At 72.2% G+C, this 22,407-nt stretch carries 23 protein-coding genes and 1 pseudogene; 12 read left to right on the top strand and 12 right to left on the bottom strand.

What is annotated here, in order from left to right; all coding sequences use genetic code 11:
* Positions 1-409 precede the first annotated feature (409 nt).
* Positions 410-670, bottom strand: a complete 261-nt coding sequence (locus ABZ851_RS25745; RefSeq protein ID WP_361131849.1) for a hypothetical protein — start codon at positions 668-670, stop codon at positions 410-412.
* 44 nt (positions 671-714) lie between these two features.
* Between ABZ851_RS25745 and ABZ851_RS25750 the strand changes: the two genes are divergently transcribed.
* Positions 715-1,119: a hypothetical protein gene (locus ABZ851_RS25750; RefSeq protein ID WP_361131852.1), complete on the top strand. Its 405-nt coding sequence runs from the start codon at positions 715-717 to the stop codon at positions 1,117-1,119.
* A gap of 269 nt (positions 1,120-1,388) precedes the next feature.
* Here ABZ851_RS25750 and ABZ851_RS25755 read toward each other — a convergent pair.
* The 3 genes and pseudogenes from ABZ851_RS25755 to ABZ851_RS25765 all read right to left on the bottom strand — a co-directional run.
* Positions 1,389-1,499, bottom strand: a pseudogene (locus tag ABZ851_RS25755) (zinc ribbon domain-containing protein); the annotation flags it as partial.
* Positions 1,500-2,294: 795 nt separating this feature from the next.
* A complete protein-coding gene (locus ABZ851_RS25760) occupies positions 2,295-3,311 on the bottom strand; it encodes a nucleoside triphosphate pyrophosphohydrolase (RefSeq protein ID WP_361131855.1) in 1,017 nt (338 codons plus the stop codon).
* A gap of 67 nt (positions 3,312-3,378) precedes the next feature.
* A complete protein-coding gene (locus tag ABZ851_RS25765; RefSeq protein ID WP_361131858.1) occupies positions 3,379-4,017 on the bottom strand; it encodes a SurA N-terminal domain-containing protein in 639 nt (212 codons plus the stop codon).
* Positions 4,018-4,081: 64 nt separating this feature from the next.
* Between ABZ851_RS25765 and ABZ851_RS25770 the strand changes: the two genes are divergently transcribed.
* The 4 genes from ABZ851_RS25770 (at position 4,082) to ABZ851_RS25785 (ending at position 8,271) form a co-directional block, all read left to right on the top strand.
* Positions 4,082-4,348, top strand: coding sequence for a hypothetical protein (locus ABZ851_RS25770; RefSeq protein ID WP_361131861.1), 267 nt, complete (start codon positions 4,082-4,084; stop codon positions 4,346-4,348).
* A gap of 172 nt (positions 4,349-4,520) precedes the next feature.
* Positions 4,521-6,101 carry a DUF2079 domain-containing protein gene (locus ABZ851_RS25775; RefSeq protein ID WP_361131864.1) on the top strand — a complete coding sequence of 527 codons (1,581 nt, stop codon included), beginning with the start codon at positions 4,521-4,523 and terminating at the stop codon, positions 6,099-6,101.
* A gap of 17 nt (positions 6,102-6,118) precedes the next feature.
* Complete coding sequence (cpt, locus tag ABZ851_RS25780) at positions 6,119-6,655, top strand: chloramphenicol phosphotransferase CPT (RefSeq protein WP_361131867.1); 537 nt, start codon at positions 6,119-6,121, stop codon at positions 6,653-6,655.
* A gap of 653 nt (positions 6,656-7,308) precedes the next feature.
* Positions 7,309-8,271 (top strand): TIGR01777 family oxidoreductase, encoded by a 963-nt coding sequence (locus ABZ851_RS25785; RefSeq protein ID WP_361131870.1) that lies wholly within the window; start codon positions 7,309-7,311, stop codon positions 8,269-8,271.
* Between the two features lie 23 nt (positions 8,272-8,294).
* Here ABZ851_RS25785 and ABZ851_RS25790 read toward each other — a convergent pair whose 3' ends face one another.
* The 4 genes from ABZ851_RS25790 to ABZ851_RS25805 form a co-directional block, all read right to left on the bottom strand.
* The gene (locus tag ABZ851_RS25790) at positions 8,295-9,146 is read right to left on the bottom strand and encodes a DMT family transporter (RefSeq protein ID WP_361131873.1); all 852 of its coding nucleotides are present in this window, start codon (positions 9,144-9,146) and stop codon (positions 8,295-8,297) included.
* Positions 9,143-9,658, bottom strand: a complete 516-nt coding sequence (locus ABZ851_RS25795; RefSeq protein WP_361131876.1) for a YbaK/EbsC family protein — start codon at positions 9,656-9,658, stop codon at positions 9,143-9,145. Before ABZ851_RS25795 ends, ABZ851_RS25790 begins: the two co-directional genes overlap by 4 nt.
* Positions 9,659-9,745: 87 nt before the next feature.
* Complete coding sequence (locus tag ABZ851_RS25800) at positions 9,746-11,395, bottom strand: penicillin-binding transpeptidase domain-containing protein (RefSeq protein ID WP_361131879.1); 1,650 nt, start codon at positions 11,393-11,395, stop codon at positions 9,746-9,748.
* A 189-nt stretch (positions 11,396-11,584) separates the two neighbouring features.
* The gene (locus ABZ851_RS25805; RefSeq protein WP_361132030.1) at positions 11,585-13,324 is read right to left on the bottom strand and encodes a phospholipid carrier-dependent glycosyltransferase; all 1,740 of its coding nucleotides are present in this window, start codon (positions 13,322-13,324) and stop codon (positions 11,585-11,587) included.
* Positions 13,325-13,412: 88 nt separating this feature from the next.
* On the opposite strand from ABZ851_RS25805, the gene rsmI reads away from it, so the two are divergent.
* From rsmI to ABZ851_RS25835, 6 genes are all read left to right on the top strand, one after another.
* Complete coding sequence (gene rsmI / locus ABZ851_RS25810) at positions 13,413-14,348, top strand: 16S rRNA (cytidine(1402)-2'-O)-methyltransferase (RefSeq protein ID WP_361131882.1); 936 nt, start codon at positions 13,413-13,415, stop codon at positions 14,346-14,348.
* 216 nt (positions 14,349-14,564) lie between these two features.
* Entirely contained in the window at positions 14,565-15,023 is a 459-nt protein-coding gene (locus tag ABZ851_RS25815; RefSeq protein ID WP_336054039.1) for a hypothetical protein, read from the top strand.
* Positions 15,024-15,056: 33 nt separating this feature from the next.
* The gene (locus tag ABZ851_RS25820) at positions 15,057-15,965 is read left to right on the top strand and encodes a TatD family hydrolase (protein ID WP_361131885.1); all 909 of its coding nucleotides are present in this window, start codon (positions 15,057-15,059) and stop codon (positions 15,963-15,965) included.
* 274 nt (positions 15,966-16,239) lie between these two features.
* Positions 16,240-17,394, top strand: coding sequence for a ubiquitin-like domain-containing protein (locus ABZ851_RS25825; protein ID WP_361131888.1), 1,155 nt, complete (start codon positions 16,240-16,242; stop codon positions 17,392-17,394).
* Between the two features lie 22 nt (positions 17,395-17,416).
* Positions 17,417-18,367, top strand: a complete 951-nt coding sequence (gene rsmA, locus ABZ851_RS25830; protein ID WP_361131891.1) for a 16S rRNA (adenine(1518)-N(6)/adenine(1519)-N(6))-dimethyltransferase RsmA — start codon at positions 17,417-17,419, stop codon at positions 18,365-18,367.
* Positions 18,364-19,269, top strand: a complete 906-nt coding sequence (locus ABZ851_RS25835) for a 4-(cytidine 5'-diphospho)-2-C-methyl-D-erythritol kinase (protein ID WP_361131894.1) — start codon at positions 18,364-18,366, stop codon at positions 19,267-19,269. The genes rsmA and ABZ851_RS25835 overlap by 4 nt, the downstream gene beginning before the upstream one ends.
* Before the next feature lie 33 nt (positions 19,270-19,302).
* Here ABZ851_RS25835 and ABZ851_RS25840 read toward each other — a convergent pair whose 3' ends face one another.
* Both ABZ851_RS25840 and ABZ851_RS25845 read right to left on the bottom strand, forming a co-directional pair.
* Positions 19,303-19,521 carry a DUF397 domain-containing protein gene (locus tag ABZ851_RS25840; protein ID WP_361131897.1) on the bottom strand — a complete coding sequence of 73 codons (219 nt, stop codon included), beginning with the start codon at positions 19,519-19,521 and terminating at the stop codon, positions 19,303-19,305.
* Complete coding sequence (locus tag ABZ851_RS25845; RefSeq protein WP_361131900.1) at positions 19,502-20,359, bottom strand: helix-turn-helix transcriptional regulator; 858 nt, start codon at positions 20,357-20,359, stop codon at positions 19,502-19,504. Before ABZ851_RS25845 ends, ABZ851_RS25840 begins: the two co-directional genes overlap by 20 nt.
* Positions 20,360-20,546: 187 nt before the next feature.
* On the opposite strand from ABZ851_RS25845, the gene ABZ851_RS25850 reads away from it, so the two are divergent.
* Positions 20,547-20,771: a hypothetical protein gene (locus ABZ851_RS25850; protein ID WP_361131903.1), complete on the top strand. Its 225-nt coding sequence runs from the start codon at positions 20,547-20,549 to the stop codon at positions 20,769-20,771.
* Between the two features lie 361 nt (positions 20,772-21,132).
* Here the strand turns inward: ABZ851_RS25850 and ABZ851_RS25855 are convergent, their stop codons facing one another.
* Both ABZ851_RS25855 and ABZ851_RS25860 read right to left on the bottom strand, forming a co-directional pair.
* On the bottom strand, positions 21,133-21,957 hold the full coding sequence (locus ABZ851_RS25855; protein WP_361131906.1) for an alpha/beta hydrolase: 825 nt from the start codon (positions 21,955-21,957) through the stop codon (positions 21,133-21,135).
* Positions 21,958-21,988: 31 nt separating this feature from the next.
* Entirely contained in the window at positions 21,989-22,354 is a 366-nt protein-coding gene (locus ABZ851_RS25860) for a hypothetical protein (RefSeq protein ID WP_361131909.1), read from the bottom strand.
* Between the last annotated feature and the right edge of the window lie 53 nt (positions 22,355-22,407).

The raw sequence follows: 22,407 nt of genomic DNA on the forward strand, positions 1-22,407 counted from the left end.
TCCGACCGTAACCGGTGGGCGCACCGTGGTGCGCCCGCGCGCTGTCCGGCCCCCACCGCACCGCCTGCGCTACGCCGCACCCCCTCCGCTACGCCGGACCCCCAGCACTACGCCGGATCCACCCCCAGCTCCGTCAGGAACGCCACGGCCGCCGGCGACGGGCCGAGGCCGGCACCGCGGGCCAAGCGGCCCCGAAAGTGGAGGTGCGCCTGCCGGACGGAGAACACCTACAGGCCGCCGTCGTCCGGCGGCGCCGGGACCGGGCGGTCGTGTGGTGGTACGACCTGCAATTCCAGATACCCGACCGGGCAGAAAAAGGGATGAATTGCACTGGATGCAACATTCGCCGGCTGAGGAACACGACGACATCCCCTGCTCGTGAGCGCAGGCGTCGTGGCGAGCCGATGGTTCACTCCCAGGGATGATCTGCGGCGTCGACGAAGGATGCAACGATGTTGCATCCGCTCAGGCGCCGGGTTCGGCGCGTCTTGTCCTTGCGCAACGCGTCGTACACCTCGACCATGCGCCAGCGGTCTTCGGGGCAATGAAGAATGACTGGGCCCGGCAGCAAGCGACTCGTTTCCTCAAGAGCGCGACGATCAATCCGCGGATCAGCGGGGCCAGCAACTGTCGCTCGTAGCGGGGGTGTTGAGTGATCGTTGATCGACATGGTCTTGAATAGGCGTGATCAACACCCATGTGAAAGGATCTTTCGTGCGCATACGTACGGCCCTGGCCGCGTTCGCCTCCGCCGGACTGCTCGCCGGCGCCCTCACCGGTCTTACCGCCACCCCCGCCTCCGCCGACAGCGGCATGAGCTGGAAGACCTACACCTACTCCAACGGCGACGTCCGCATCGTCGCCAAGGCCAGGGGCACGGTCCACGGCTACGTCGAGTGGAGCGCGGGCGGCGACAAGCTGTGCGCCAGCGACCAGTTCTCCAACTCTGAGGGCATCCGGGGCGAGCTCAGCACCGGCCGGACCGCCACCAGCAAGAGCCCCGGCCACGATTCCTGCAAGGGCGGAAACCTCCCCGAAGGCACCGCCTACACGATGCGGGCGTGCATAGTCGGCCCGCTCGGCTCCGACTGCTCGTCCCGGGTGCGCATCCGCGCATAGGCGGGCCGAACCGGGCAGGTCAGGGCAGTGTTGTGCTGGTACCGGGCCCGGTCGTGACCACCGGCGTGGCAGCGATGTCACCGTGGGGTCACATCCCACACCCTGCGCAGCAGGTCGGTGGATGAGCCGATCGGAAGGGGCGCCCCGTTTCCGGGGTGCCCCTTCTGCATGGGCGGCTTCGCGGGTGGTAGACGGTGCCCGACTGCATCTGCACCTAACGCGTACGTATGCACGCCGCAAGGTCTGCTATCGCAGCATTTCACTCCCCCTCAGTCGGGTCTGGGAGCGGCGCTCTGGGCGCGGCGTTTGATGTTGACGGCGGCGCCGGTGTCGGCGTGTGTCGTGTGCCGGCAGCGGGTGCAGACGAACAGACTGCGGCTGCGGCGGCTTGGCTCGCGAACAGCTGGACCTTGTCATCACCGACGACCAATGGGCCCGAGGTCGCGGCGAACACCGCCACGCCAAGGTCCACTCCCACGGTTCCCGCCGATGACTGCCTCTATCCCGAACCGCGACACAGGCCGAGAGTGCATCTTCTGCGGGGGCATGTTCTTCCCCCAAGCATCTGCAGGACGGCCACCGGACTACTGCCGAAGGTCAGGTCGGCAACGAGCCTACGAAGCCCGTCAGCAGCGTCACCTTGTTGCCACGGCGCTTGGTCTTCTTCCCGTCGGCCCCGGCCCCATCGAGCGCAGCCTCCGGCTGGGAACGGACTAGCAGCAGGGCCTACCGACTCAGGGGAAGCCGGCAACCCCGGCTTGGACCACTGGCTCGCAGTCCGTTGACGATCATGCGCCGGTCGCCGAGGCTGGTCGCGCGCTGTGGCTTCGCCGGTTCCGGCGGAGCCACAGCGCATTATGGGGTGGCGCGCAGGTGCTCGCGCCTGACAGTGACCAGGCTGTGCCAGCGAGTGCGGGTGGCGTGCTCGCCGTCGAGCCACTGTGCTGGGGAGCCGGGATCAGTGGGGAAGCGGCGGTCGTCTCTGGCCGATCGATGCCGGCCGGGCAGCAGCCATCCCCCGCGACGCACCGCGCAGCATCTCCCCGCCGCCGATCACGGCGTGCAGTTCGTAGCTCATCCCGCCCTCCCCTTCGCCGGCCCGTCACGCCTCACGCCCTCACGCCCTCACGCCCTCACGCCCTCACGCGACCGACGATTCCCCCGCGCCGGAGGAGTCACGAACGGGCGCCGCCTTCGGCAGCCACCACCGCATCCCGGTAGGCCCGTGCCGCCGCCCGGAGGGCCGCCTCCGGGTCCACGCCCTCCGTCTCGGCCCGTATCGCCAGTGCCAGCAGTTCGTACCCGATGCCCTGGCCGGCCGGGGGCGGGACATCGAGCCCTGCCGTGCGGGCGCGCGAGGCGAGCTTCGCCGCCAGCGCCAGACCGGGCTGGGCCAGCGGCACGCCCTCGGTAATCGAATCGCGCTGCTTCTCCTCCGCCTTCACCCGCAGCCAGTGCGCCCTGACGTCCTCCGGGGTCGCCGCGTCCGCCTCCCCGAAGACATGGGGATGGCGGCGGATCAGCTTCTCGACGATCCCGCCCGCGACATCGTCGAGGGAGAACGGCTCGTCGGGGTCGTCCTGGGCGATCCGGGCGTGGAAGACGACCTGGAGGAGGACATCGCCCAACTCCTCGCGCAGCGCCTCGCGATCGTCCTCCTCAATGGCCTCGACCAGCTCGTACGCCTCCTCGATGCCGTACTTGGCGAGGTCGCGGTGCGTACGGATGCTGCTCCAGGGGCAGGCGGCGCGGATCTGGTCCATGACCTGGACGAGGTCGAGCAGCCGGGCGCCGGGCAGGTCGTAGGAGCCGGGCAGCAGCTCCAGGTCCGGCATGGTCTCGCGGCCGGAACCGGCCAGCCGGGCCAGGCCGTCGGTCAGCGTGCTCTCGCCGTCCGCCGAGGTCAGGACGACGGCCGTACGGCCGCCCGGCACGCAGTAGTCGACGAGCTCCCGGGCGGCGGGGGCGGCCGTCTCCACCTCGATGCCGGCTTCCCGCAGATAGGGCAGCTGCGGATGGTCCGGGTCGGCACACAGCACCCGGTCCGCCCCGCGCAGGACCTGCCAGGCGGGCCAGGACAGGAGTCCGGGGGCGACCCGGTGGCTGGTGGTGAGCAGGACCAGGCGTCCGGTGCCGGTGCCCTCGGGGCGGGCTTCGGCGCCGGTGTCGGCGGCAGAGGCGTCAGCGTTCACGCCTCGAACGTAACGCACCGCACCGACAACGCCCGGGGGCGGTGGACGACCGGCGCCGGTGGGCGGCTCAGGCCTGCTGCTTCGCCGGCTCCCTGGTGATCCACGGGTCCTTGGTCTCGCCGAGGACGACCTGGTGGTCGTCCCACTTGCCGAACCGCGGATTGACATCGATCCCCATGGACCGGGAGGTCTTGGCCAGCGCCTGGGCGAGCTTCTGCTGGCCCTGCGGCTTGCCGCGGTCCGCGCCGAGCCGCTGGGCGACACCGTCGAGCAGCAGCTGATTGCGGACCGTGGCGTCGATCTCGTCGGGGGCGATGCCCTGCTGGAGCCACATCTCCTCCAGCCGGTCTGCGCCGCCGGCCCGCTTCTCCGCCTGCGCCCGCCACCGCTGGACGTCGCGCCGGGTGACCGTCACCCCGGCATCGTGCGCACCGCGGGCCAGCACCTCGTCGAAGATCATGCCGTTGAGGGTGGCCAGGCTCAGCCGGCCGGTGTTCATGATGAGCTGGTCGCCCTGCGGCGACTTGGCCTGCGCGGCGCGGACATCCTTCACCTTCGCCTGCAACTGCGCGACGGTGATCCGCTTCCCGTCCACGATGGCCGCGGCCCCGGGATGGGCCGCACTGCCACAGGCCGCGAGCAACGGGGCCGCGGCCAGCAGGCCGGCGGTGGCGGATACGGAGAGCGCTGTCCTACGGCGGAACACATGGCCTCCCGGCAGATCGTGCGACGGAGTCTCGACCTTGGTGGATCGATGCTATGGAGTCGGCGTGGCCCAGGCCACTGCTTCGGCCAACGATCTGGAACGGGGACGGTTCCGCTTCCGGGCGCCGGACCCCGCCGGCTCGCCCCGGCCCTGCTCCGGCCAGGACGGCGTGGGCACCTCGGACGCCGTCTCGGCGGTGGTGATGGTCTGCCGCAGGATCTCCCGGGCCGTGGCGAGCCCGGCAGAGACGGCTGGTCCGGTGTCCGCCCGGCTCGCCACCCGGTGGGGGGTCAGCCGACCGCCGGCCGGCGGAAGCGTCAAGGACCGGTAGCCGGCCGGAGCCGAGGGGCGGGCCGCCCCGGAACGGACCGGCCGGCGCCCGCGTCTGACTCACTGCCACCCTCTTGTCCCCTGCCACCCCGGCCCTCGCCGTCGCGGCGGCAGCCGGGCCGGCCGGGGCTCCGCTTCGAGTATCTTTTCGACAGTTGAGAGTGAGGATCCGCATGGACACGGCCGCAGTAACGGCTGGGGGCGCCCCCGGACGGATTCTTGGGGAGGACATCGGCGCCGTGCCACCACCCCGGACCGCTACCCCGTCCGGGTCCATACCGGCTCCCCGGTCCGCCCCGTCGCCGGCCGGGCACGAGGCCGCGGCCACCGGCGCACCGCCACCGGACCGGCCCCGCCGGCTGCGACGCACCGCGCACCGGCTGCGCACCCGGACCGCCCCCCTGCGCGCCCCTCGCTTCGACCCGTACTGGACGGCGGGGTTCTTCTTCGTCGCGTTCGCGCTGCTGGCGCTCCACCGCTTCCGCACCCTGTCCGCGTCCTCCTGGGACCTGGGCATCTTCGAGCAGGCCATACGGGGCTACGCCCATTTCCAGGCGCCGATCGTCGACCTCAAGGGCCCCGGCACCAACATCCTCGGTGACCACTTCAGTCCCGTACTGATCGTGCTCGCCCCGTTCTACCGGCTGTTCCCCTCCCCGCTGACCCTGCTGCTCGCACAGGCCGCGCTCGTCGCGGTGTCCGCGATACCGGTCACCCGCGCCGCCGCCCGCACGCTGGGCCGCGTCCCCGGCCTGGCGATCGGCGTCGCCTACGGCACGTCCTGGGGCGTGCAGAAAGCCGTCGACTTCGACTTCCACGAGATCGCCTTCGCCCTGCCGTTGATCGCCTTCGCGCTCGAAGCGGTGCTGCGCGGGCGGTGGACCGCGGTGGTGTGCTGGGCCGCGCCGCTGGTGCTGGTCAAGGAGGACCTGGGGGTGACCGCGGCCGTCATCGGTGCGCTCGCCCTGATCCGTACCCGGCGGGCCAGTCCGCTGGCCATCGGCCTGGTCGCCTTCGGCCTCAGCGCCACCGCCGTGACCCTCGGCCTGCTCATACCGGGGTTCAACGGCTCCGGCTCGTACGACTACTGGAGCAAGTTCGGCGCCGACGGCGGCGGCCTCACCATCCCGCTCGTCACGGCCGTGCGCACCACGCTGTGGGTGCTGCTGCCCACCACCGGCCTGCTCGCGCTGCGCTCCCCGCTGCTGCTGGTCGCGCTGCCCACGCTGGGCTGGCGCTTCCTGTCCCACGAGCCCCACTACTGGGGCACCGACTGGCACTACAGCGCCGTCCTGATGCCGGTGGTCTTCCTCGCCCTGATCGACGCCCTGCCCGGGGCCCGGGTCTCCGCCCGGCCCTGGCTGCGCTCGTACGCGCACCATCTGCCGGCCGCCGTGGTGGCCGTGGCCCTCGCACTGACCACCACGCTGCCGCTGGCCCGCCTCACCGAAGGCGCCACCTACCGCACCCCGCCGGACGCCATCGCCGCCGAGAAGCTGCTGGCGCGGATACCCGACGGTGCGAGCGTGGAGTCCGACATCCGGCCGCTGAGCCGCCTGGCCGGCCGGACCCGGGCCTTCTGGATCGGCGACACCGGCGGCCTCTCGCCGGAGTACGTCGCCGTGCAGCTCCGCGACAACCGCACCCCCCACCAGGCGCTGGCGGACGCCGCCGCCCGCCACCCCAAGTCCACCTACGTCCTCCTGGGCAGCGCCGGGGACCTGCTGGTATTTCACCGGACATCCGCCCGCTGAACGCGTACGGTACCGCGATGACCACCGATGTGATCGTCCTGAACGGCGGCTCCAGCGCGGGCACTTCCACCCTCGCCCGGGCCCTGCAGGAGACGCTGCCCCGCCCCTGGCTGACCTTCGGCGTCGACACCTTCATCGCTGCCCTGCCGCCCGCGCTGATGGCCTCCCCGGACGGGCTGGTCCTCGCCCCCGACGGCACGGTCACCGTCGGGCCCGAGTTCCGCGCGCTGCAGACCGGCTGGCTGCACGGCATCGCGGCGATGGCCCGGGCCGGCACCGGCATCATCCTCGACGAGGTCTTCCTGGACGGCGGCGCGGGCCAGGACCGCTGGCACCGGGCGCTGGACGGCCTGACGGTGCTGTGGGTCGGCGTCCACTGCGACCCCGGCACCGCCACCGCCCGCGAACGCGCCCGCGGGGACCGGGTGGTGGGCATGGCCGCCGCCCAGGCGGCGCTGGTCCACCGGGGCGTCCGCTACGACCTGGAGGTCGACACGACCTCCGTGACCCCGACCGCGTGCGCGGCGCGGATCGCCGCCCACGTTGCCGGGTGATCCGCCGTTTTTCTTTCTGTTGTTCTTTCCCGCCTTCGGCGGGAGCGGGGTTGGTTGTGTGTGGTTGCCGCCTTCGGCGGGGGTGGGTTTGTGGGGTGGGGTCCCTCGCTGGGTGGTGGGTTCCGGGTTCGGGACCTCCGGGGCGGGTTGTCGGACTGCTTCGCTTTACGCTCCGCTGCGCTCCGCCTTTGCTCCTTTTTGGGACCTTTGGAAGCAAAGCCCGACAACCCACCCCTCCGGCCCCGCCCCCTCCCGTCGGTTGTGGGCCGCACCCCGGTGGGGGTGCAGGAAAAGACCAAAGACCAGTAGCTGGGCCCGCACCACGATGCGGGCCCGGCTACTGGCTTTTAAGAACCTTCACCCCCACCGGGCGGGGGTCGCCTCACCGGGCGGGAGGTGGTGGGCCGGAGGGGCCTGTGTGGTGGACGTAAAGCGAAGCAGTCCACCACACAGGCCCCGGAGGCCCGCCACCGGCACCCACCACAAACAGCAAGCGGCCCCCGCCCAAACCCCACCCCCCGCCGGAGGCGAGACGCGGCCCCCGCCCAAACCCCACCCCCCCGCCGGAGGCGAACGGCGAGACGCGGCCCCCGCCCAAACCCACCACGCCGCCGGAGGCGAAACGCTACGGTCGGGCGTGAGGAGGGGGCCCGATGAAGATCGTGATACCCGGTGGGACCGGGCAGGTGGGGACGATTCTGAGGCGTGCGCTGAGCGCCGCGGGGCACGAGGTCGTGGTGCTGACCAGGCGACCGGTGCGTGCGGGGGAGGTGCGGTGGGACGGTGTGACGCTGGGGCCCTGGACGGCGGCGGTCGACGGCAGTGACGTCGTGATCAACCTGGCCGGACGCAGCGTCAGTTGCCGCTACACGCCGGCCAACCTCCAGGCGATGATGGACTCGCGGGTGGACTCGGCCCGCGTCGTGGGGGAAGCGATCGCGGCCGCTTCCCGGCCGCCCCGCGTCTGGCTGCAGATGAGCACCGCCACCGTCTACGCCCACCGCTTCGACGCCCCGAACGACGAGGCGAGTGGGGTGGTCGGCGGCTCGGAGCCGGGCGTGCCGGGCTACTGGGCGTACAGCGTCGAGATCGCCAAGGCCTGGGAGCGGGCGCAGGAAGAGGCCAGGACCCCGGGCACCCGCAAGGTCGCGCTGCGCTCCGCGATGGTGATGAGCCCCGATCGCGGCGGTGTGTTCGACGTGCTGCTGCGGCTGGCGCGGCTCGGGCTCGGCGGTCCGGTCGCGGGCGGGGCGCAGTACCTGTCCTGGATCCATGACCTCGACTTCGTCCGCGCGGTCGAGTTCCTGGTCGAACGGAGCGACCTCAGCGGGCCGGTGAACCTCGCCGCCCCCGCCCCGCTGCCGCAGCGCGCGTTCATGCGGGCGCTGCGGGCCGCCTGGGGCGTCCCGGTGGGCCTGCCGGCCACGAAGTGGATGGCCGAGCTGGGCGCGTTCGCGATGCGCTCCGACACCGAGCTCCTGCTGAAGAGCCGCCGGGTGGTGCCCGGCCGCCTGCTCGAGGCGGGATTCGTCTTTGACCAAGGGGAGTGGCGGGGCGCCGCGGACGACCTCGTGCGGCGGGTCCGCGGCGCACGACGCGCGCGCGCCGGTGCCTGAGCCGTCCGCGGGCCGCCGCTCGTTCAGCTGGTGTGGAGCATCAGGCCGATGCCGAGGACCATCAGGCCGGCCGCGGCGATCCGGGGGGCGCCGAAGCGTTCCTTGAAGAAGAGGGCGCCGATGGCGGCGCCCACGATGATGGACGATTCGCGCAGGGCGGCGATGGGAGCGAGGGGCGCGCGGGTCTGCGCCCACAGGACCAGGCCGTAGGCGAAGACGGAGAGCACACCGCCGGCCATGCCGCGCAGGGCGATGGGGCGCAGTTCGGTGAGGAGTTGGCGGCGGCGGGTGGCGAGCGCGTAGACGGGGATGACGATGCCTTCGAGGATCATCAGCCAGGCGATGTAGCCCAGGGAGGTGCCGGAGGCGCGGACGCCCAGGCCGTCGACGGTGGTGTAGGAGGCGATGGCCAGGCCGGTGGCGAGGGCGGCGAGAAGGGCCGGCCAGTGCGGCTTGGTGCCCGAACCGCGGATACCCCAGAGGGCGACGCCCACCAGCCCGGCGGAGGCCAGGGCGACACCGGCCAGCGCCCAGCCGTTGGGGACCTCGTGGACGAAGACGGCGGCCAGGACCGTGACGACCAGGGGCGCGGTGCCGCGGGCGATGGGGTACATCTGGCCGAAGTCGCCCAGGCGGAACGACTGCATGAGCAGGGCCTGGTAGACGATGTGCAGCACGCTGGAGGCCAGGAGGCAGGGCCAGGCGCCGGCCGCGGGCAGCGGCGTGAGGGCGGCCATGGCCAGGCCGCAGAGCGCACTGCCGCCGCCGACCAGGGTGAAGGCCAGGAGCTGGTCGCGTATGCCGTGGGCGATGGCGTTCCAGCTGGCGTGGGTGACGGCGGCCATCAGGACCGCAGCCACGACGAGCGGGGTCATGCGGTGCGCTCGCGGACGTCGACGACCCGGCCGCCGGCGTACTCGATAAGGGCCGCGGGCGCGAGCGGGAAGACCGTGTGCGGGGTCCCGGCGGCGGCCCAGACCGTGTCGTGCGCCAGCAGGCCGCGGTCGGCCAGTACCCGGGTGCGGGTGCGGTGGCCGAAGGGCGGGACGCCGCCGATGGCGTAGCCGGTGGTCTCGCGGACGAGGGCGGCATCGGCGCGGCCGGCCTCGGCGGCGCCGAGCTCCGTGCGCACCCGCTCCAGGTCGACGCGCGAGGCGCCGTCCATGAGCACCAGCACCGGCTGCCCGTCCACCGCGAAGACCAGCGACTTGACGATCTGGGCGAGCTCGCAGCCGACGGCCGTGGCGGCCTCGGCCGCGGTGCGGGTGGCCTCGGGGAAGCCGCGGACCTCCACGGTCAGGCCCAGTGCCGTGAGCGCCTCGGCGAAGCGGGGGTGAGCAGTGGCGTGCGGGGTTCGTGGTGTGCTGCCGGACCGGGAATCGCTCATGGCCCGCACGCTAGCGAAAGCTGTACGGGCCATGCGAACGGAATCCGGTCGATGAGACGGGAGGCGCCCCGGCGGGCGCCTGGCCCGTCAGCCGGCGGTGAGGATGGCGCGGACCAGCGGGCCCGCGTTGGAGCCGCCGTGGCCGCTCGCCGGGACGACGGCCGCCGCGGCGACATCGTCGCGGTAGGCGGAGAACCAGGCGTTGGGCTTCTTCTGGTTGTCGACCTCGGCGGAGCCGGTCTTGGCGCCGATGTCACCGCTGACCCCGGCCATCGCCTCGGCGGCCGTGCCGGAGGTCGCCGTCAGCTTCATCAGCGACTTCAGGCCGCTGAGGGTGGACGGCTTCATGGTGCGGGCGGCCTTGGCGAGCGTCCGGTGGTCCAGCGACGGCGAGACGATGTACGGCTGGTGGAAGGAGCCGGCCCGGACCGTCGCGGAGAGCGAGGCGACGTTGAGCGGGTTCATCCGCACCCCGCCCTGGCCGATCAGTGAGGCCGCCATCTGCGCGTCGTGCTGCACGGGCACCGCACCGTCGAAGGTGGGGATGCCGGTCTGCCAGTTCAGGCCGATGCCGAAGACGTCCCGGGCCTCCTTGGTCAGGTCGTCGTCGCTGAGGTCCTTGGCGTGCGAGATGAAGGCGTTGTTGCAGGACGCGGCGAAGCTCTGCGCGAAGGTGCCGTCCTTGATCTCAGACTTGTTGAGGTTCTGGAACTTCCAGCCGCCGACGGTCACGTACTTGGGGCAGGGGTTCTTCTTGCCCGGCGAGGTCAGGCCCTTGTCCATCAGCATCGCCGACGTCACGATCTTCATGGTCGAGCCGGGGGCGAGCGACCCCTGGGTGGCCATGTTGAAGCCCTTTTCGGGGGAGTTGGCGAGCGCCAGGATCTCGCCGGTGCTGGGCTTGACCGCGGCGGCGGAGGCGGCCTTCTTGCCCTTGACCGCCCGCTCGGCCGCCGACTGCAGCTTGGCGTCCAGGGTGGTCTTGAGGGTGCCCGGGGTCCCCTTGGAGAGCACCTTCAGCGTCTTGTCGGGCAACTGGTCAGCGGGCTTGGCGGCCTTGGCGCGGTGGATGAACAGCTCCACCCCGCGCTTGCCGTCGGTCTTGGCGCCGTACTTGTCGCGCAGGCTGTCCAGCACCCCGGCCAGCGCCGGATGCGCCTCCGGCGTCAGCGCGGCGCCGTTGCGGTCCACGGCCTTGATCGGCGGCGCCTCGGCCTCACCGGTCTCCAGCTGGTCGCCCTTGGCCAGGCCCGGGTGCAGCATCGCCGGCTGCCAGGCGATCTGCGGCTTCCCGGTGGTCTTGTCGCGCTGCACGGTCGTGGCCGTGCGGTACGAATAGGCCGCCTTGGTGCCCTTGTAGTCGATCTGCGCGGCGACGGAGTACGGCACCTTGTCGCCGGACGGCGTGCCGGGCGTCAGGGCCACCTTCGAGAACCGCGCCTGCTTGGCCAGGGCCTCCAGCGCGGCCTTGCACTTGACCGGGTCGTCCGTCATCCCCGCGGCCTTGGCCGCGTCGCCGGACTGCCAGGCGGTCAGGAAGCCCTGTGCCGTCGTGTGGACCTCCTTGGCCGACAGCGGGCCGGTCGCCACCTTGGGCTTGTCGCCCGCCTTGCCGTCCGCTGACCTGACCTCCTGCGGAGACTCGTCCGAGCCGCCGAACAGCGTGAAGCCGCCCACGACTCCCGCCACCAGGGCCACCGATCCGCCGATCAGCCCGTACTTCACCTCTCGGCGCATGCCACCGAATCCCTCCCAGAAGCCTCGTCCCTGAATACGCACACAAGAACGTGCCCCGCACTCTATGGGACACGGGGAGGCGGTGAGTCTCGATCAGGGCACGGTCCGGTGACGCGCTGTTGTATGCCTGTTACAGAGTTGTCGAACTCCCGCCGGTCCGCCTCCGGTCGGGTCGATCGCGCCGGCCGGCTAGACCCAGGTGTCGAACCACATCCGGTGGTGCCAGGCCGACTTGGGGAGGGGCATACCCGTATACAGGGGATAAAAGTAGATGAAATTCCACACGATCAGCAGAACCAGGACACCGGCACCGACCGCACCGATCGTGCGGCGCCGCTCGGTTGACCCCGGCGGTCCGATGAGCGCGCCGGTCATCATCGCCAGCGCCAGACACAGGAACGGGACGAACACCACCGCGTAGAAGAGGAAGATGGTCCGCTCCTGGTAGAGGAACCACGGCAGGTAGCCGGCCGCGACCCCGCAGGCGATCGCCCCGGCCCGCCAGTCCCGCCGGAACAGCCAGCGGTAGAGGACGTAGAGCAGCGCGAAGCAGGCCGCCCACCACAGCAGCGGCGTGCCCAGCGCCAGCACCTCGCGGGCACAGCCCTCGGCGGCCGTACAGCCGTCCTGCCCGGCCTTGGGGTCCTCGTAGAAGTACGAGACCGGGCGGCCCAGGACCAGCCAGCTCCACGGGTTGGACTGATAGGTGTGCGGAGTCGTCAGTCCGGTGTGGAAGGCGTAGACCTCGGTCTGGTAGTGCCACAGGCTGCGCAGCCAGTCCGGCAGCCAGGTCCAGCCGCTCGCCCGGCCATCCGGCGTGGTCGCCCAGTCGCGGTAGTAGCCGCCCTTGGTGGCGATCCAGCCCGACCACGACGCGAGGTAGGTGGCGAGGGCGAGGACGACGGTGGACCCGAAAGCGGGCAGGACATCGCGCCGGACCGTCGAGCGGAACGGCCGCCGGGCGCCCGCCGTACGGCGCGCCGCGACATCCCACAGCACCGACATCAGGGCGAACGCCGCGAGGTAATAGAGGCCGTTCCACTTCGTCGCGGCGGACAGGCCCAGACACAGTCCGGCCGCGATCCGCCACGGCCGCCACCCCAGCCGCAGCCGGTCGCCGACCTCCCCGTCCGGGTGCGCCACCGCGGCGGCATCGAGCGGCAGCGCCGCCGCCAGCCGGGCCCGGGTGCGGTCCCGGTCCACCAGCAGACAGCCGAACGCGGCCACCACCCAGAACATCACGATCAGATCGAGCAGCGCGGTCCGGCTCATCACGAAGTGCAGCCCGTCCACCGCCAGCAGGGCGCCCGCCAGGCAGCCCAGCGCCGTCGACCGCATCAGCCGGCGGCCGATCCGGCACAGCAGCAGCACCGAAAGGGTGCCGAGCAGCGCCACCGTGAACCGCCAGCCGAAGGGGTCCATCCCGAACGCCCACTCACCGAGCGCGATCAGCCACTTGCCCATCGGCGGGTGGACGACGTACGAGTGCTCGGGCGAGAGCAGGATCTGCGGCGGATGCCCGACCAGTGCGTCATTGGCGTTCTTGGCCCAGGTGCCCTCGTAGCCGTACTGCAGCAGCGACCAGGCGTCCTTGGGGTAGTACGTCTCGTCGAATATCACCTTCCGCGGGCTGCCCAGGTTCCAGAACCGCAGCACCCCCGCGAACAGCGTCACCAGCAGCGGCCCGGCCCAGCCCGACCACCGTGCCAGCCGTGCCGCGGCGGCCGGGCCCACGCCGAACACCGCCCACAGGCGACCGCTCGGCTCGGGGAAGGCGGGCACCAGCCGCGCGCGGACATCGCCCTGCGCGCGGACCGGATACCCGAAGCGGCGCAGCCGCCGCTGCCACACGGGGGGCTCCATGGCCGGCTCCGGGACGTGCTGCGCGGTGGCGTCGGTCGCGGTGGTGTCACTCGTCACCCGGCCCATCGTAGGGAAGCAGGCCGGGGGCCGGTGGGGACGCCACCGGCGGACACCGGCGGATCGGGGCACGGCGGCCTCCTGGGAGGATGGGAAGGTGACTGGAACGCTGGTACTTGCAGGGACGCCCATCGGGGAGATCGCGGACGCGCCGCCGCGGCTCGCCACCGAGCTGGCCGCCGCGGATGTGATCGCCGCTGAGGACACCCGTCGGCTGCGCCGGCTGACCCAGGCACTTCAGGTCCAGCCCTCGGGGCGGATCGTGTCGTACTTCGAGGGCAACGAGGCAGCCAGGACGCCGGAGCTGGCCGACGCGCTGGCCGGCGGGGCACGGGTGCTGCTGGTCACCGACGCGGGCATGCCCTCCGTCTCCGACCCCGGCTACCGGCTGGTCGCCGCGGCGGTCGAGCGGGACATCAAGGTCACCGCCGTACCGGGCCCCAGCGCGGTGCTCACCGCGCTCGCCGTCTCCGGCCTGCCGGTGGACCGCTTCTGCTTCGAGGGATTCCTGCCCCGCAAGGGCGGCGAGCGGCGCTCCCGGCTGCGCGAGGTCGAAGGCGAGCGGCGCACCCTCGTCTACTTCGAGGCGCCGCACCGTCTGGACGACACCCTCGTCGCGATGGCCGAGGTCTTCGGCGCCGACCGGCGCGCGGCGGTCTGCCGTGAGCTGACCAAGACGTACGAGGAGGTCAAGCGCGGGCCGCTGGGCGATCTCGTGCCCTGGGCGGCCGAGGGCGTACGCGGGGAGATCACCATCGTCGTCGAGGGTGCCCCCGAGAGCGGACCGCAGGAGCTGGACGCCGAGGAGCTGGTGCGCCGGGTGCGGGTCCGCGAGGAGGCCGGGGAGCGCCGCAAGGAGGCCATCGCCGCGGTCGCCGCGGACGCCGGGCTGCCCAAGCGGGAGGTCTTCGACGCGGTGGTCGCGGCGAAGAACGCGGAGAAGGACGCGGGGAAGAGCGCGGCGAAGGGCGCGGAGAAGGGCTCTGCCGGGAACGCCGCGACGGACCCCGCGAAGGGCCCCGCGAGGAATTGATGCGTGGTCGCGGGCGAAAAGCGACTCATCAGAAGGTAAACGGCTGACCGGAAAGGTAAAGCGCAGGTCCGCGCGTTGAGGTGATTTTCCTACCGTCGGCCAAATCTGGGCCAATAGCGTCGGCCAAGGGCTGCATTGTGCGCGCCGAAGGCGTCCACTGGACGAGGGACGAACGGTTCCCGAAGACCTTGTCCAGCGGACAAGAGGAGCGCGCACATGAGCGAGATCGCGAACACCACCGGCGTTTCGGCCACCGGCCAGGACCACCCGACCGGCCGTCCGGACGCCGCCGCGCACGAGGCCTATTCCTTCGCCTGCATGAGGTGCGGGCACGGCTGGGAGCAGGCGTACGAGATAGTCCACCAGGTCGACGGCAAGGGCGAGACGCATGTCGTCTACTACGCGGACGGCGAGCGGGTCCCGTCCCCGTTGACCTGCCCCACCTGCCTGAACTGCGGCAGCAACGTCGTACGCATCATGCGCTCCGGCCAGGTCTCGATGGTCTCCGACGCGATCGCGAGCATGCACCAGCGCCAGCACGGCAGTGACCGGAAGAAGGCACCGGCACCCTCCGGGGCCGGCCCCGACCACGCCGGCAGCACCGCCGAGGACTCCGGACGCCACCACTGGCACCTCTCCGACCTGCTGCACCCCTTCCAGCACCACCGCAAGTGAGGCCCGTGCCGCGGCCCTCGTAGGATCGCGGCCATGGCACCGCAGGACAAGAACACCCCGCCGCCGCTGCCCGAACCCCTTCGGGTGGCGGTCGCGGATTCGCACACCCACCTGGACATGCAGGAGAACAGCACCGTCGAGGAGGCGCTGGCCAAGGCCGCTTCGGTCGGTGTGACCACCGTCGTCCAGGTGGGCTGCGACCTGGCCGGTTCGCGCTGGGCCGCCGACACCGCGGCCGCGCACGACAGCGTGCACGCCACCGTCGCGCTGCACCCCAACGAAGCGCCGCGCATTGTGCTGGGGGAGCCTGGGGGCACCTCCCAGCCCCCCAGGGCTGGGGGAGGCTGGTCGCGGCAGGGGGCTCGGGAGGCCGGTGGTGACAGTGCCCTGGACGCCGCGCTCGCCGGGATCGACGAGCTGGCCGCCCTGTCGCAGGTCCGCGGCGTCGGCGAGACCGGCCTGGACTACTTCCGTACGGGGCCCGAGGGCATGGCCGCCCAGGAGCGGTCCTTCCGCGCGCACATCGAGATCGCCAAGCGGCACGACAAGGCCCTGGTCATCCACGACCGCGAGGCGCACGACGACGTGCTGCGCATCCTGCGCGAGGAGGGTGCCCCCGAACGGGTCGTCTTCCACTGCTACTCCGGTGACGCCGAGATGGCCAAGATCTGCGCCGCGGCCGGCTACTACATGTCCTTCGCCGGCAATGTCACCTTCAAGAACGCCCAGCCGCTGCGCGACGCCCTCGCCGTCGCCCCGTCCGAGCTGGTCCTCGTCGAGACCGACGCCCCCTTCCTGACCCCCGCCCCGTACCGCGGCCGGGCCAACGCCCCGTACCTCATTCCGGTCACGCTGCGGGCGATGGCGGAGGTCAGGGGCGTGACCGAGGACGCACTGGCCACCGCCGTCGCGGCGAACACGGCGCGCGCCTTCGGGTACTGACACGCGCCTTCGGGCACTGACCACGCACATCCGGAGGCACCCCGGCGTGCCTTCGGATACTGAACGGACGCCACCGCATTCCGGCGGCCGCCGACGGGTCGGTCCCGGCCCCCGGCCACCTCCCGCCCGCCCGCGGACGGCCCTCCCGCGCCACCGCGGACCGTCACCGAAGCACCGACATGGACACGTTCCGTGACGACGCGACTTTGGAGAGTCACCCACACTCCGCTACATTCCGGCCGTCAACCGCATCCCGTGGCATGTGGAGCGCGCCGTGAGTCCATCGCAGAGCAGCCACCGCGCCGCGCGCGGCCGTCGTAGACGCCGCGCCGACGGCCCCGAAGCGCTGCGCCGGCTGCTGCCGCAGGCCCTGGTCGTCGCCTTCCTCGCCGGCGGCACCACCGCCTTCGTCGCCCACGACAAGGCGGTCCGGCTCACCGTCGACGGCATCCCGCGCACCCTGCACACCTTCGCCGGTGACGTCGACGGGCTGCTCGCCGCCGAGCACCTCGGCATCGGCGCCCACGACCTCGTCGCTCCCGCCCCCGGCACCGCGCTCAGCAGCGGTGACGAGATCGTCGTCCGGCACGGCCGCCCGGTCGTCCTGACCATCGACGGACAGCGCCGCCAGGTGTGGACCACGGCGGACACCGTCGCCGGCGCCCTCCACCAGCTCGGCGTACGGGCCGAGGGCGCCGTGCTGTCCGCCGACCGCTCCCGCCGCATCGAGCAGCACGGCATGGAGCTCGCGGTCCGCACCGAACGCTCGGTGGTCATCGTCGCCGACGGCCGGGAACACCGGGTGCGCACGAACGCCTCCACCGTCCGCGAGGCGCTGGCCGAGGCGGGCCTCGCGCTGCGCGACCAGGACACCACCTCGGCGCCGCCGGACAGCTTCCCGCGCGAGGGCCAGACCATCTCCGTGGTGCGGATCACCGGCTCCAAGGAGGTCCGCGAGGAGCGCCTGCCCTTCCGCACGATCCTGCGCGCCGACCCGCGTCTGGCCCGCGGCGTGCAGTCGGTCGTCCAGCAGGGGCGGGTCGGGGTGCGGCGGGTCACCTACCGGGTGCGCACCGTCAACGGCGTCCGGCAGAAGCCGAAGCGGCTGCACAGCAAGATCGTGCACGCGCCCCGTCCGCAGATCGTGCACCTCGGCACCATGGTGCTGCCGACCTCCGTGCGCGGCGCCGACCACCTCGCCTGGCATGCGCTGGCGCAGTGCGAGACGGGCGGGCGGCCGCACGCGGTCGACGCGTCGGGCACCTACGGCGGGCTCTACCAGTTCGACATCCCCACCTGGCGGGCCCTCGGCGGCCGCGGCCGCCCGCAGGACGCCTCCCCCCGGGAACAGACCTTCCGGGCCAAGAAGCTCTACATCAGAAGGGGGGCGAGCCCGTGGCCGGTCTGCGGCCGTAAGCTTCACGGGTGAACGAGCGCAGCGAGGCTTTGGCATGACCAAGAGCACCACCGACGATTCCGGCCCCCTCCTGGGCGCCGCAGACATCCGCGAGCTGGCCGCCGCGCTGGGCGTCCGGCCCACCAAGCAGCGCGGCCAGAACTTCGTCATCGACGCCAACACCGTCCGCCGGATCGTGCGGACCGCCGAGGTCAGGACCGACGATGTCGTCGTCGAGATCGGCCCCGGCCTCGGCTCGCTGACCCTGGGGCTGCTGGAGGCCGCGGACCGGGTCACCGCCGTGGAGATCGACGAGGTGCTGGCGGCCGCGCTGCCGTCCACCGTCGCGGCCCGGATGCCCGAGCGCGCCGACCGCTTCGCGCTGGTGCACAGCGACGCCATGCACGTCACCGAGCTGCCCGGTCCCGCGCCGACCGCGCTGGTCGCCAACCTCCCGTACAACGTCGCCGTGCCGGTGCTGCTGCACATGCTCGCGGCGTTCCCCACCATCGACCGCACCCTGGTCATGGTGCAGTCCGAGGTCGCCGACCGGCTGGCCGCCCGCCCCGGCAACAAGGTCTACGGCGTGCCGTCGGTGAAGGCCAACTGGTACGCCGAGGTCAAGCGGGCCGGCGCCATCGGCCGCAATGTCTTCTGGCCCGCGCCCAACGTCGACTCCGGCCTGGTGTCCCTCGTCCGCCGCGAGAAGCCGATCGAGACGACCGCTTCGCGCGACGAGGTCTTCGCCGTCGTCGACGCAGCCTTCGCCCAGCGCCGCAAGACGCTGCGGGCCGCGCTGTCGGGCTGGGCCGGTTCGGCCGCCGCGGCGGAGGCCGCGCTGATCGCCGCGGGTGTCTCGCCGCAGGCCCGTGGCGAGGCGCTGACCGTCGAGGAGTTCGCGCGGATCGCCGAGCACAAGGGACCGGGCGGGAAGCCCGGCATCCGGCAGTCGCGGGGCGAGCAGACATCAGGGGGAGAGCAGACATCAGGGGGAGAGCAGACATGACGACCACCACCTCGGTCACCGTCCGGGTACCGGCCAAGGTCAACGTCCAGCTGGCCGTGGGCGCCGCCCGCGCGGACGGCTTCCACGACCTGGCGAACGTCTTCCTCGCCGTCGGCCTCTACGACGAGGTCACCGCCACCCCCGCGGACACCCTGCGGATCACCGCCGAGGGCCACGACGTCGACCGCATCCCCCTGGACCGCACGAACCTGGCGGCCCGCGCCGCCGAACTCCTCGCGGCCCGCCACGGCATCGAGCCGAACGTCCACCTCCACATCACCAAGGACATCCCCGTCGCGGGCGGTATGGCGGGCGGCAGCGCGGACGCCGCCGGAGCCCTGCTGGCCTGCGACACGCTCTGGTCGACGGGTGCCTCGCGCGACGAACTCCTGGAAATCTGCGCCGAGTTGGGCAGCGATGTTCCCTTCAGCCTGGTCGGCGGCGCCGCGCTGGGCCGCGGCCGCGGCGAACTGCTGACCCCGCTCCCCGTCGGCGGCGCCTTCCACTGGGTCTTCGCGGTCGCCGAGGGCGGCCTGTCCACCCCGGCCGTCTACGGCGAGTTCGACCGGCTGACGGCGGGCACGGACGTGCCGGAGCCGGAGGCGGCCCCGGAGCTGCTGGCCGCCATGGAGTCCGGCGACGCCACCGCGCTCGCCGCGGCCCTGGCCAACGACCTCCAGCCCGCGGCGCTTTCCCTGTGCCCGCCCCTGGCCGCCACCCTGGAGGCGGGCACCGCGGCCGGCGCCCTGGCCGCCCTGGTCTCCGGCTCGGGCCCGACCACCGCCTTCCTGGTCAAGGACGCGGAGACGGCCGGACGGGTGGCCCAGGACCTGCTGGCGTCGGGGACCTGCCGCCAGGTCCGGGTGGCGGAGGCGCCGGCGGTGGGGGCGACGGTGCTCTGATTCGGGGCCTGGGAGCTCAAGCGCCCGCGAAGCTCAAGAGCCCTGCAGGGCAGTGTCCTTGACGGCGGTGACGAAGGTCGACCAGGCGGTGGCCGGGAAGACGATTGCCGGGCCGTGTGGGTCCTTGGAGTCGCGGACGGGGACGATGCCGGGGAGGTCGTCGACCACCTCGACACAGTCCCCGCCGTCGCCGTTGCTGTAGCTGCTCTTGCGCCAGACGGCATTGCTCAAGTCAACGTGGCTGTTTGCCATTTCGATAATCCTCAGCCGCTTCCTCGATCACGTCGAGGGACGCCTTCGGCGGCAGCGCGGCGGCCCTGAGCCAATCGTATGCCTTGCGGTACTTCTGCACGATGGCCGGATCATCGATCGTGTCACCGCTGTACTGCGATTCCAAGTAGGCCAGTGGCGGAGCAGCCGCAAAGGTCATGATCTTGGCCAAGCCCACCACCATGAGGGGATGCGGTCCGCAGTTCCACGGAAGGATCTGTGGAACGATCCGGCGGCGCCGTGCCAGCGCTGAGATGTGGTCCAGCTGGTCGGCCGCAGCTTCCGGCGGAAGGATCGGGTGGCGCAGCAACGACTCGTGCAGGATCACCCAATACTCCGGGGTCTTGTGGTCGCCCTCGAACAGGCAGGCGCGGGCCATGGAGGCGTTGACCTTCTCGTCCACCTCCGCGTCGGACGCCAGTGGACGCGCGGCCTGCGCCACTGCTCGTGTGTACGGCTCGGTCCGCAACAAACCAGGAATGACGGTAGGGGACCACTCCTCGATGCTTGCCGCGTACTTCTCCGCCTCCAATACGCGCTCGAAGTACTCGGCATGGCCGGTCCGCCGGGCCTTCCGTACGTCCTCGCAGCGCCGCGTGAAGAAGCCGTCCGTCTTCAGCACCGTGTCCACATGCTCGGCCAGCTCCATCGGCATCCGCCGTTCGCCGCGCTCGATCTCGCTGAGGTGGCTCGGGCCGTAGAAGCTGCCCTCGACCAGTTGCGAGAGTGTGAGCCCGGCCAACTCCCTCTGGTAGCGCAACTCCGCGCCGTAGAAGGTGGGGACTCCCGCCGAGCCGTCGATTTCCTTGCGTCGTGCCACGGTTCACCGCCGTACGTGTAGCTGATTCCCAGTCGTTGCGGACGGGCCCCGGCGGTTCCCACACTTCCACCACGTCACACCGCGCATTCCCCGGACCGCGACCGGGAGCCCAAACCCCTTTCACGCTACGCCGCGTCACATCACTCTGTAAGCAGTTCGTTGCTATGTGTACAGAAAGGCGGGCTCCATGCCCCTCGACCGCTCCCTCCCCGACCACCCCGACGCCGTACACGAAAGCGCCGAAGAGCTGCGTACCGCGCTGAAGGACCACGGCATCACGCTGCCCTCGCTCGGTGTCGATCTGCCCGGCTTCGCGAGCGTCTACGGCGTCTCGCTCGTCGCCCTCGGTAACTGCAACGCGGCCACCGCCCGTCGGCTCGCCGAGGTTCTCCGCACGGCGGCGACCCGTTGAATGGTGGGCCGGGCCCCGTCCGGACAACCCTCGGAAGGCTGCTGAGCTGGTTACTTCCCGGGCGGGGCAACCGCCGGGCGCCCACCGCTTCCGGCGCGCTCGCCGCCCCGGCAGGGTCGCCGCCGGCTTCAGCCCGACGGCGCCTCGTACGGGTCCGCCGGGTGCCGCCCGGCCTGTGGCCGCTGTGCGGTGAGGACTGCGGCCTTGTCCGGCCGCACGTCACTGCCGCGGAGTCGCGGCAGCGTGCGGCTCAAGACGCCCGGCGCCGGGAGCTGGAGGAGTCCGTCCGCAGGCTCAACGCCTGGTCGTCCGGTGGGGGCGGGCGCCGCTGAGGCGCCAGGGGTGCACGAGGGGCGGAGCGCTACGCCGCGCCCCCGGCGGCCTCGGTCAGCACCCCGGCCACCAACTGGCCCGCGCGTACGGCGTGTTCGGCGGTCGTCGGGACGCAGCGGTCCGCCGCCGGGTCGTACGCGGTCATGATCACGCCCGCGTGGTCGGCCTCCGGCTCCTGGAGCGTCACCGCCTGGCCTGCCTGGCCCGCCCGGTCCGCCCGGTCCGCTCGGTCCGTTCGGCCCGCCGCCCGCAGTGCCTCGGCGAGGTCGCGGGAGTGGCGGGCGTCCACTACGGCGTCGCGGCTGCCGTGGACGAGGTGGACGGGTACGCCCGGCTCCCGGCCCGCGGCGAGATCGTCCAGCGGCGCGGTCCCGGTGGTCCGCGCCGGCAGGTCGTAACGGCCCGCCACGCCCACCACCGCCCTCGGCCGCCATCCCTCCACGATCCCGGGCCGCAGCGCGACCCCCAGCGCGGCCCCGGCCCCCGCCGACCACCCGGCCAGCACGAACGACTCCCCGTCGCCGCCCAGCCCGCCCGCTTCTCCGCGCACGAAGGCCAGCGACTCCAGCAGGTGCGCGCGGCCACCGTCCGTGGCGTCCGAGCGCCAGTCCGGTACGAGCACCAGCAGTCCGCGCGCGGCCGCGGTGCGCGCCAGCGGTTCGAGCACATCCCGCTCGTCGGGGCCGATGCCGTGCCAGAGCAGCACGGTGGGAGCCGCCCCGGAGGCTTGGGGCGCCCCGGCCGGACGGTAGACATCCAGCCGCTTCCCGCTCGGGCCGTAGACCAGCCCGCGTACCGTCTCCACTCCCGTACCCGTCATGCCCGTACCCGTCATGCCCATGTCCGGTGCCATGACGGCACGTTACAACGAGGAACGACGCACCTCAGGAGCCCGCGAGGGCCATCGACACCACCCAGGCCACGACCAGCAGACACGGAGCCGCCAGAAGGCAGCCCCGGCCGGCGCCGCCCCTGCTGCTCATGCCCACCACAGCCAGCAGGGCGGCCACGAAAGCGGCGATGACCGGCAGGTTGCCGACGACCTGCTGGGCACCCACGGAACAGATCGTGCGGGCGTCACCCTCGTTGCAGCCGTCGCTCGCCATCACCAGAAACGGCGCGAACAGCCCGGTCACCGCGGCGAACGCCAGCACCAGCACGCCGGCGACGACGCGGGCCGCGGCGGAGCCGGTCACCGGCGGTGCGGTGTCGGACACGGAAGGGGCGGCCGGAGCCTGGTCGTTGATCATGACGCTGACGCTAGGGCCGCCGTCCGCCCCCGCCATCGGTACGGATACTCATC

Origin of the sequence: Streptomyces sp. NPDC047049, from assembly GCF_040643995.1 — a bacterium.
Classification (GTDB): Bacteria; Actinomycetota; Actinomycetes; order Streptomycetales; family Streptomycetaceae; genus Streptomyces; species Streptomyces mooreae.

Bases quoted from the DNA above. Each gene is read 5' to 3' on its own strand.
- ABZ851_RS25745 (WP_361131849.1), bottom strand. From the start codon at position 670: ATGTCGATCAACGATCACTCAACACCCCCGCTACGAGCGACAGTTGCT.
- ABZ851_RS25775 (WP_361131864.1), top strand. From the start codon at position 4,521: ATGGACACGGCCGCAGTAACGGCTGGGGGCGCCCCCGGACGGATTCTT.
- cpt (WP_361131867.1), top strand. From the start codon at position 6,119: ATGACCACCGATGTGATCGTCCTGAACGGCGGCTCCAGCGCGGGCACT.
- ABZ851_RS25785 (WP_361131870.1), top strand. From the start codon at position 7,309: ATGAAGATCGTGATACCCGGTGGGACCGGGCAGGTGGGGACGATTCTG.
- ABZ851_RS25790 (WP_361131873.1), bottom strand. From the start codon at position 9,146: ATGACCCCGCTCGTCGTGGCTGCGGTCCTGATGGCCGCCGTCACCCAC.
- ABZ851_RS25795 (WP_361131876.1), bottom strand. From the start codon at position 9,658: ATGAGCGATTCCCGGTCCGGCAGCACACCACGAACCCCGCACGCCACT.
- ABZ851_RS25800 (WP_361131879.1), bottom strand. From the start codon at position 11,395: ATGCGCCGAGAGGTGAAGTACGGGCTGATCGGCGGATCGGTGGCCCTG.
- ABZ851_RS25805 (WP_361132030.1), bottom strand. From the start codon at position 13,324: ATGGGCCGGGTGACGAGTGACACCACCGCGACCGACGCCACCGCGCAG.
- ABZ851_RS25815 (WP_336054039.1), top strand. From the start codon at position 14,565: ATGAGCGAGATCGCGAACACCACCGGCGTTTCGGCCACCGGCCAGGAC.
- ABZ851_RS25820 (WP_361131885.1), top strand. From the start codon at position 15,057: ATGGCACCGCAGGACAAGAACACCCCGCCGCCGCTGCCCGAACCCCTT.
- rsmA (WP_361131891.1), top strand. From the start codon at position 17,417: ATGACCAAGAGCACCACCGACGATTCCGGCCCCCTCCTGGGCGCCGCA.
- ABZ851_RS25835 (WP_361131894.1), top strand. From the start codon at position 18,364: ATGACGACCACCACCTCGGTCACCGTCCGGGTACCGGCCAAGGTCAAC.
- ABZ851_RS25840 (WP_361131897.1), bottom strand. From the start codon at position 19,521: ATGGCAAACAGCCACGTTGACTTGAGCAATGCCGTCTGGCGCAAGAGC.
- ABZ851_RS25850 (WP_361131903.1), top strand. From the start codon at position 20,547: ATGCCCCTCGACCGCTCCCTCCCCGACCACCCCGACGCCGTACACGAA.
- ABZ851_RS25855 (WP_361131906.1), bottom strand. From the start codon at position 21,957: ATGGCACCGGACATGGGCATGACGGGTACGGGCATGACGGGTACGGGA.
- ABZ851_RS25860 (WP_361131909.1), bottom strand. From the start codon at position 22,354: ATGATCAACGACCAGGCTCCGGCCGCCCCTTCCGTGTCCGACACCGCA.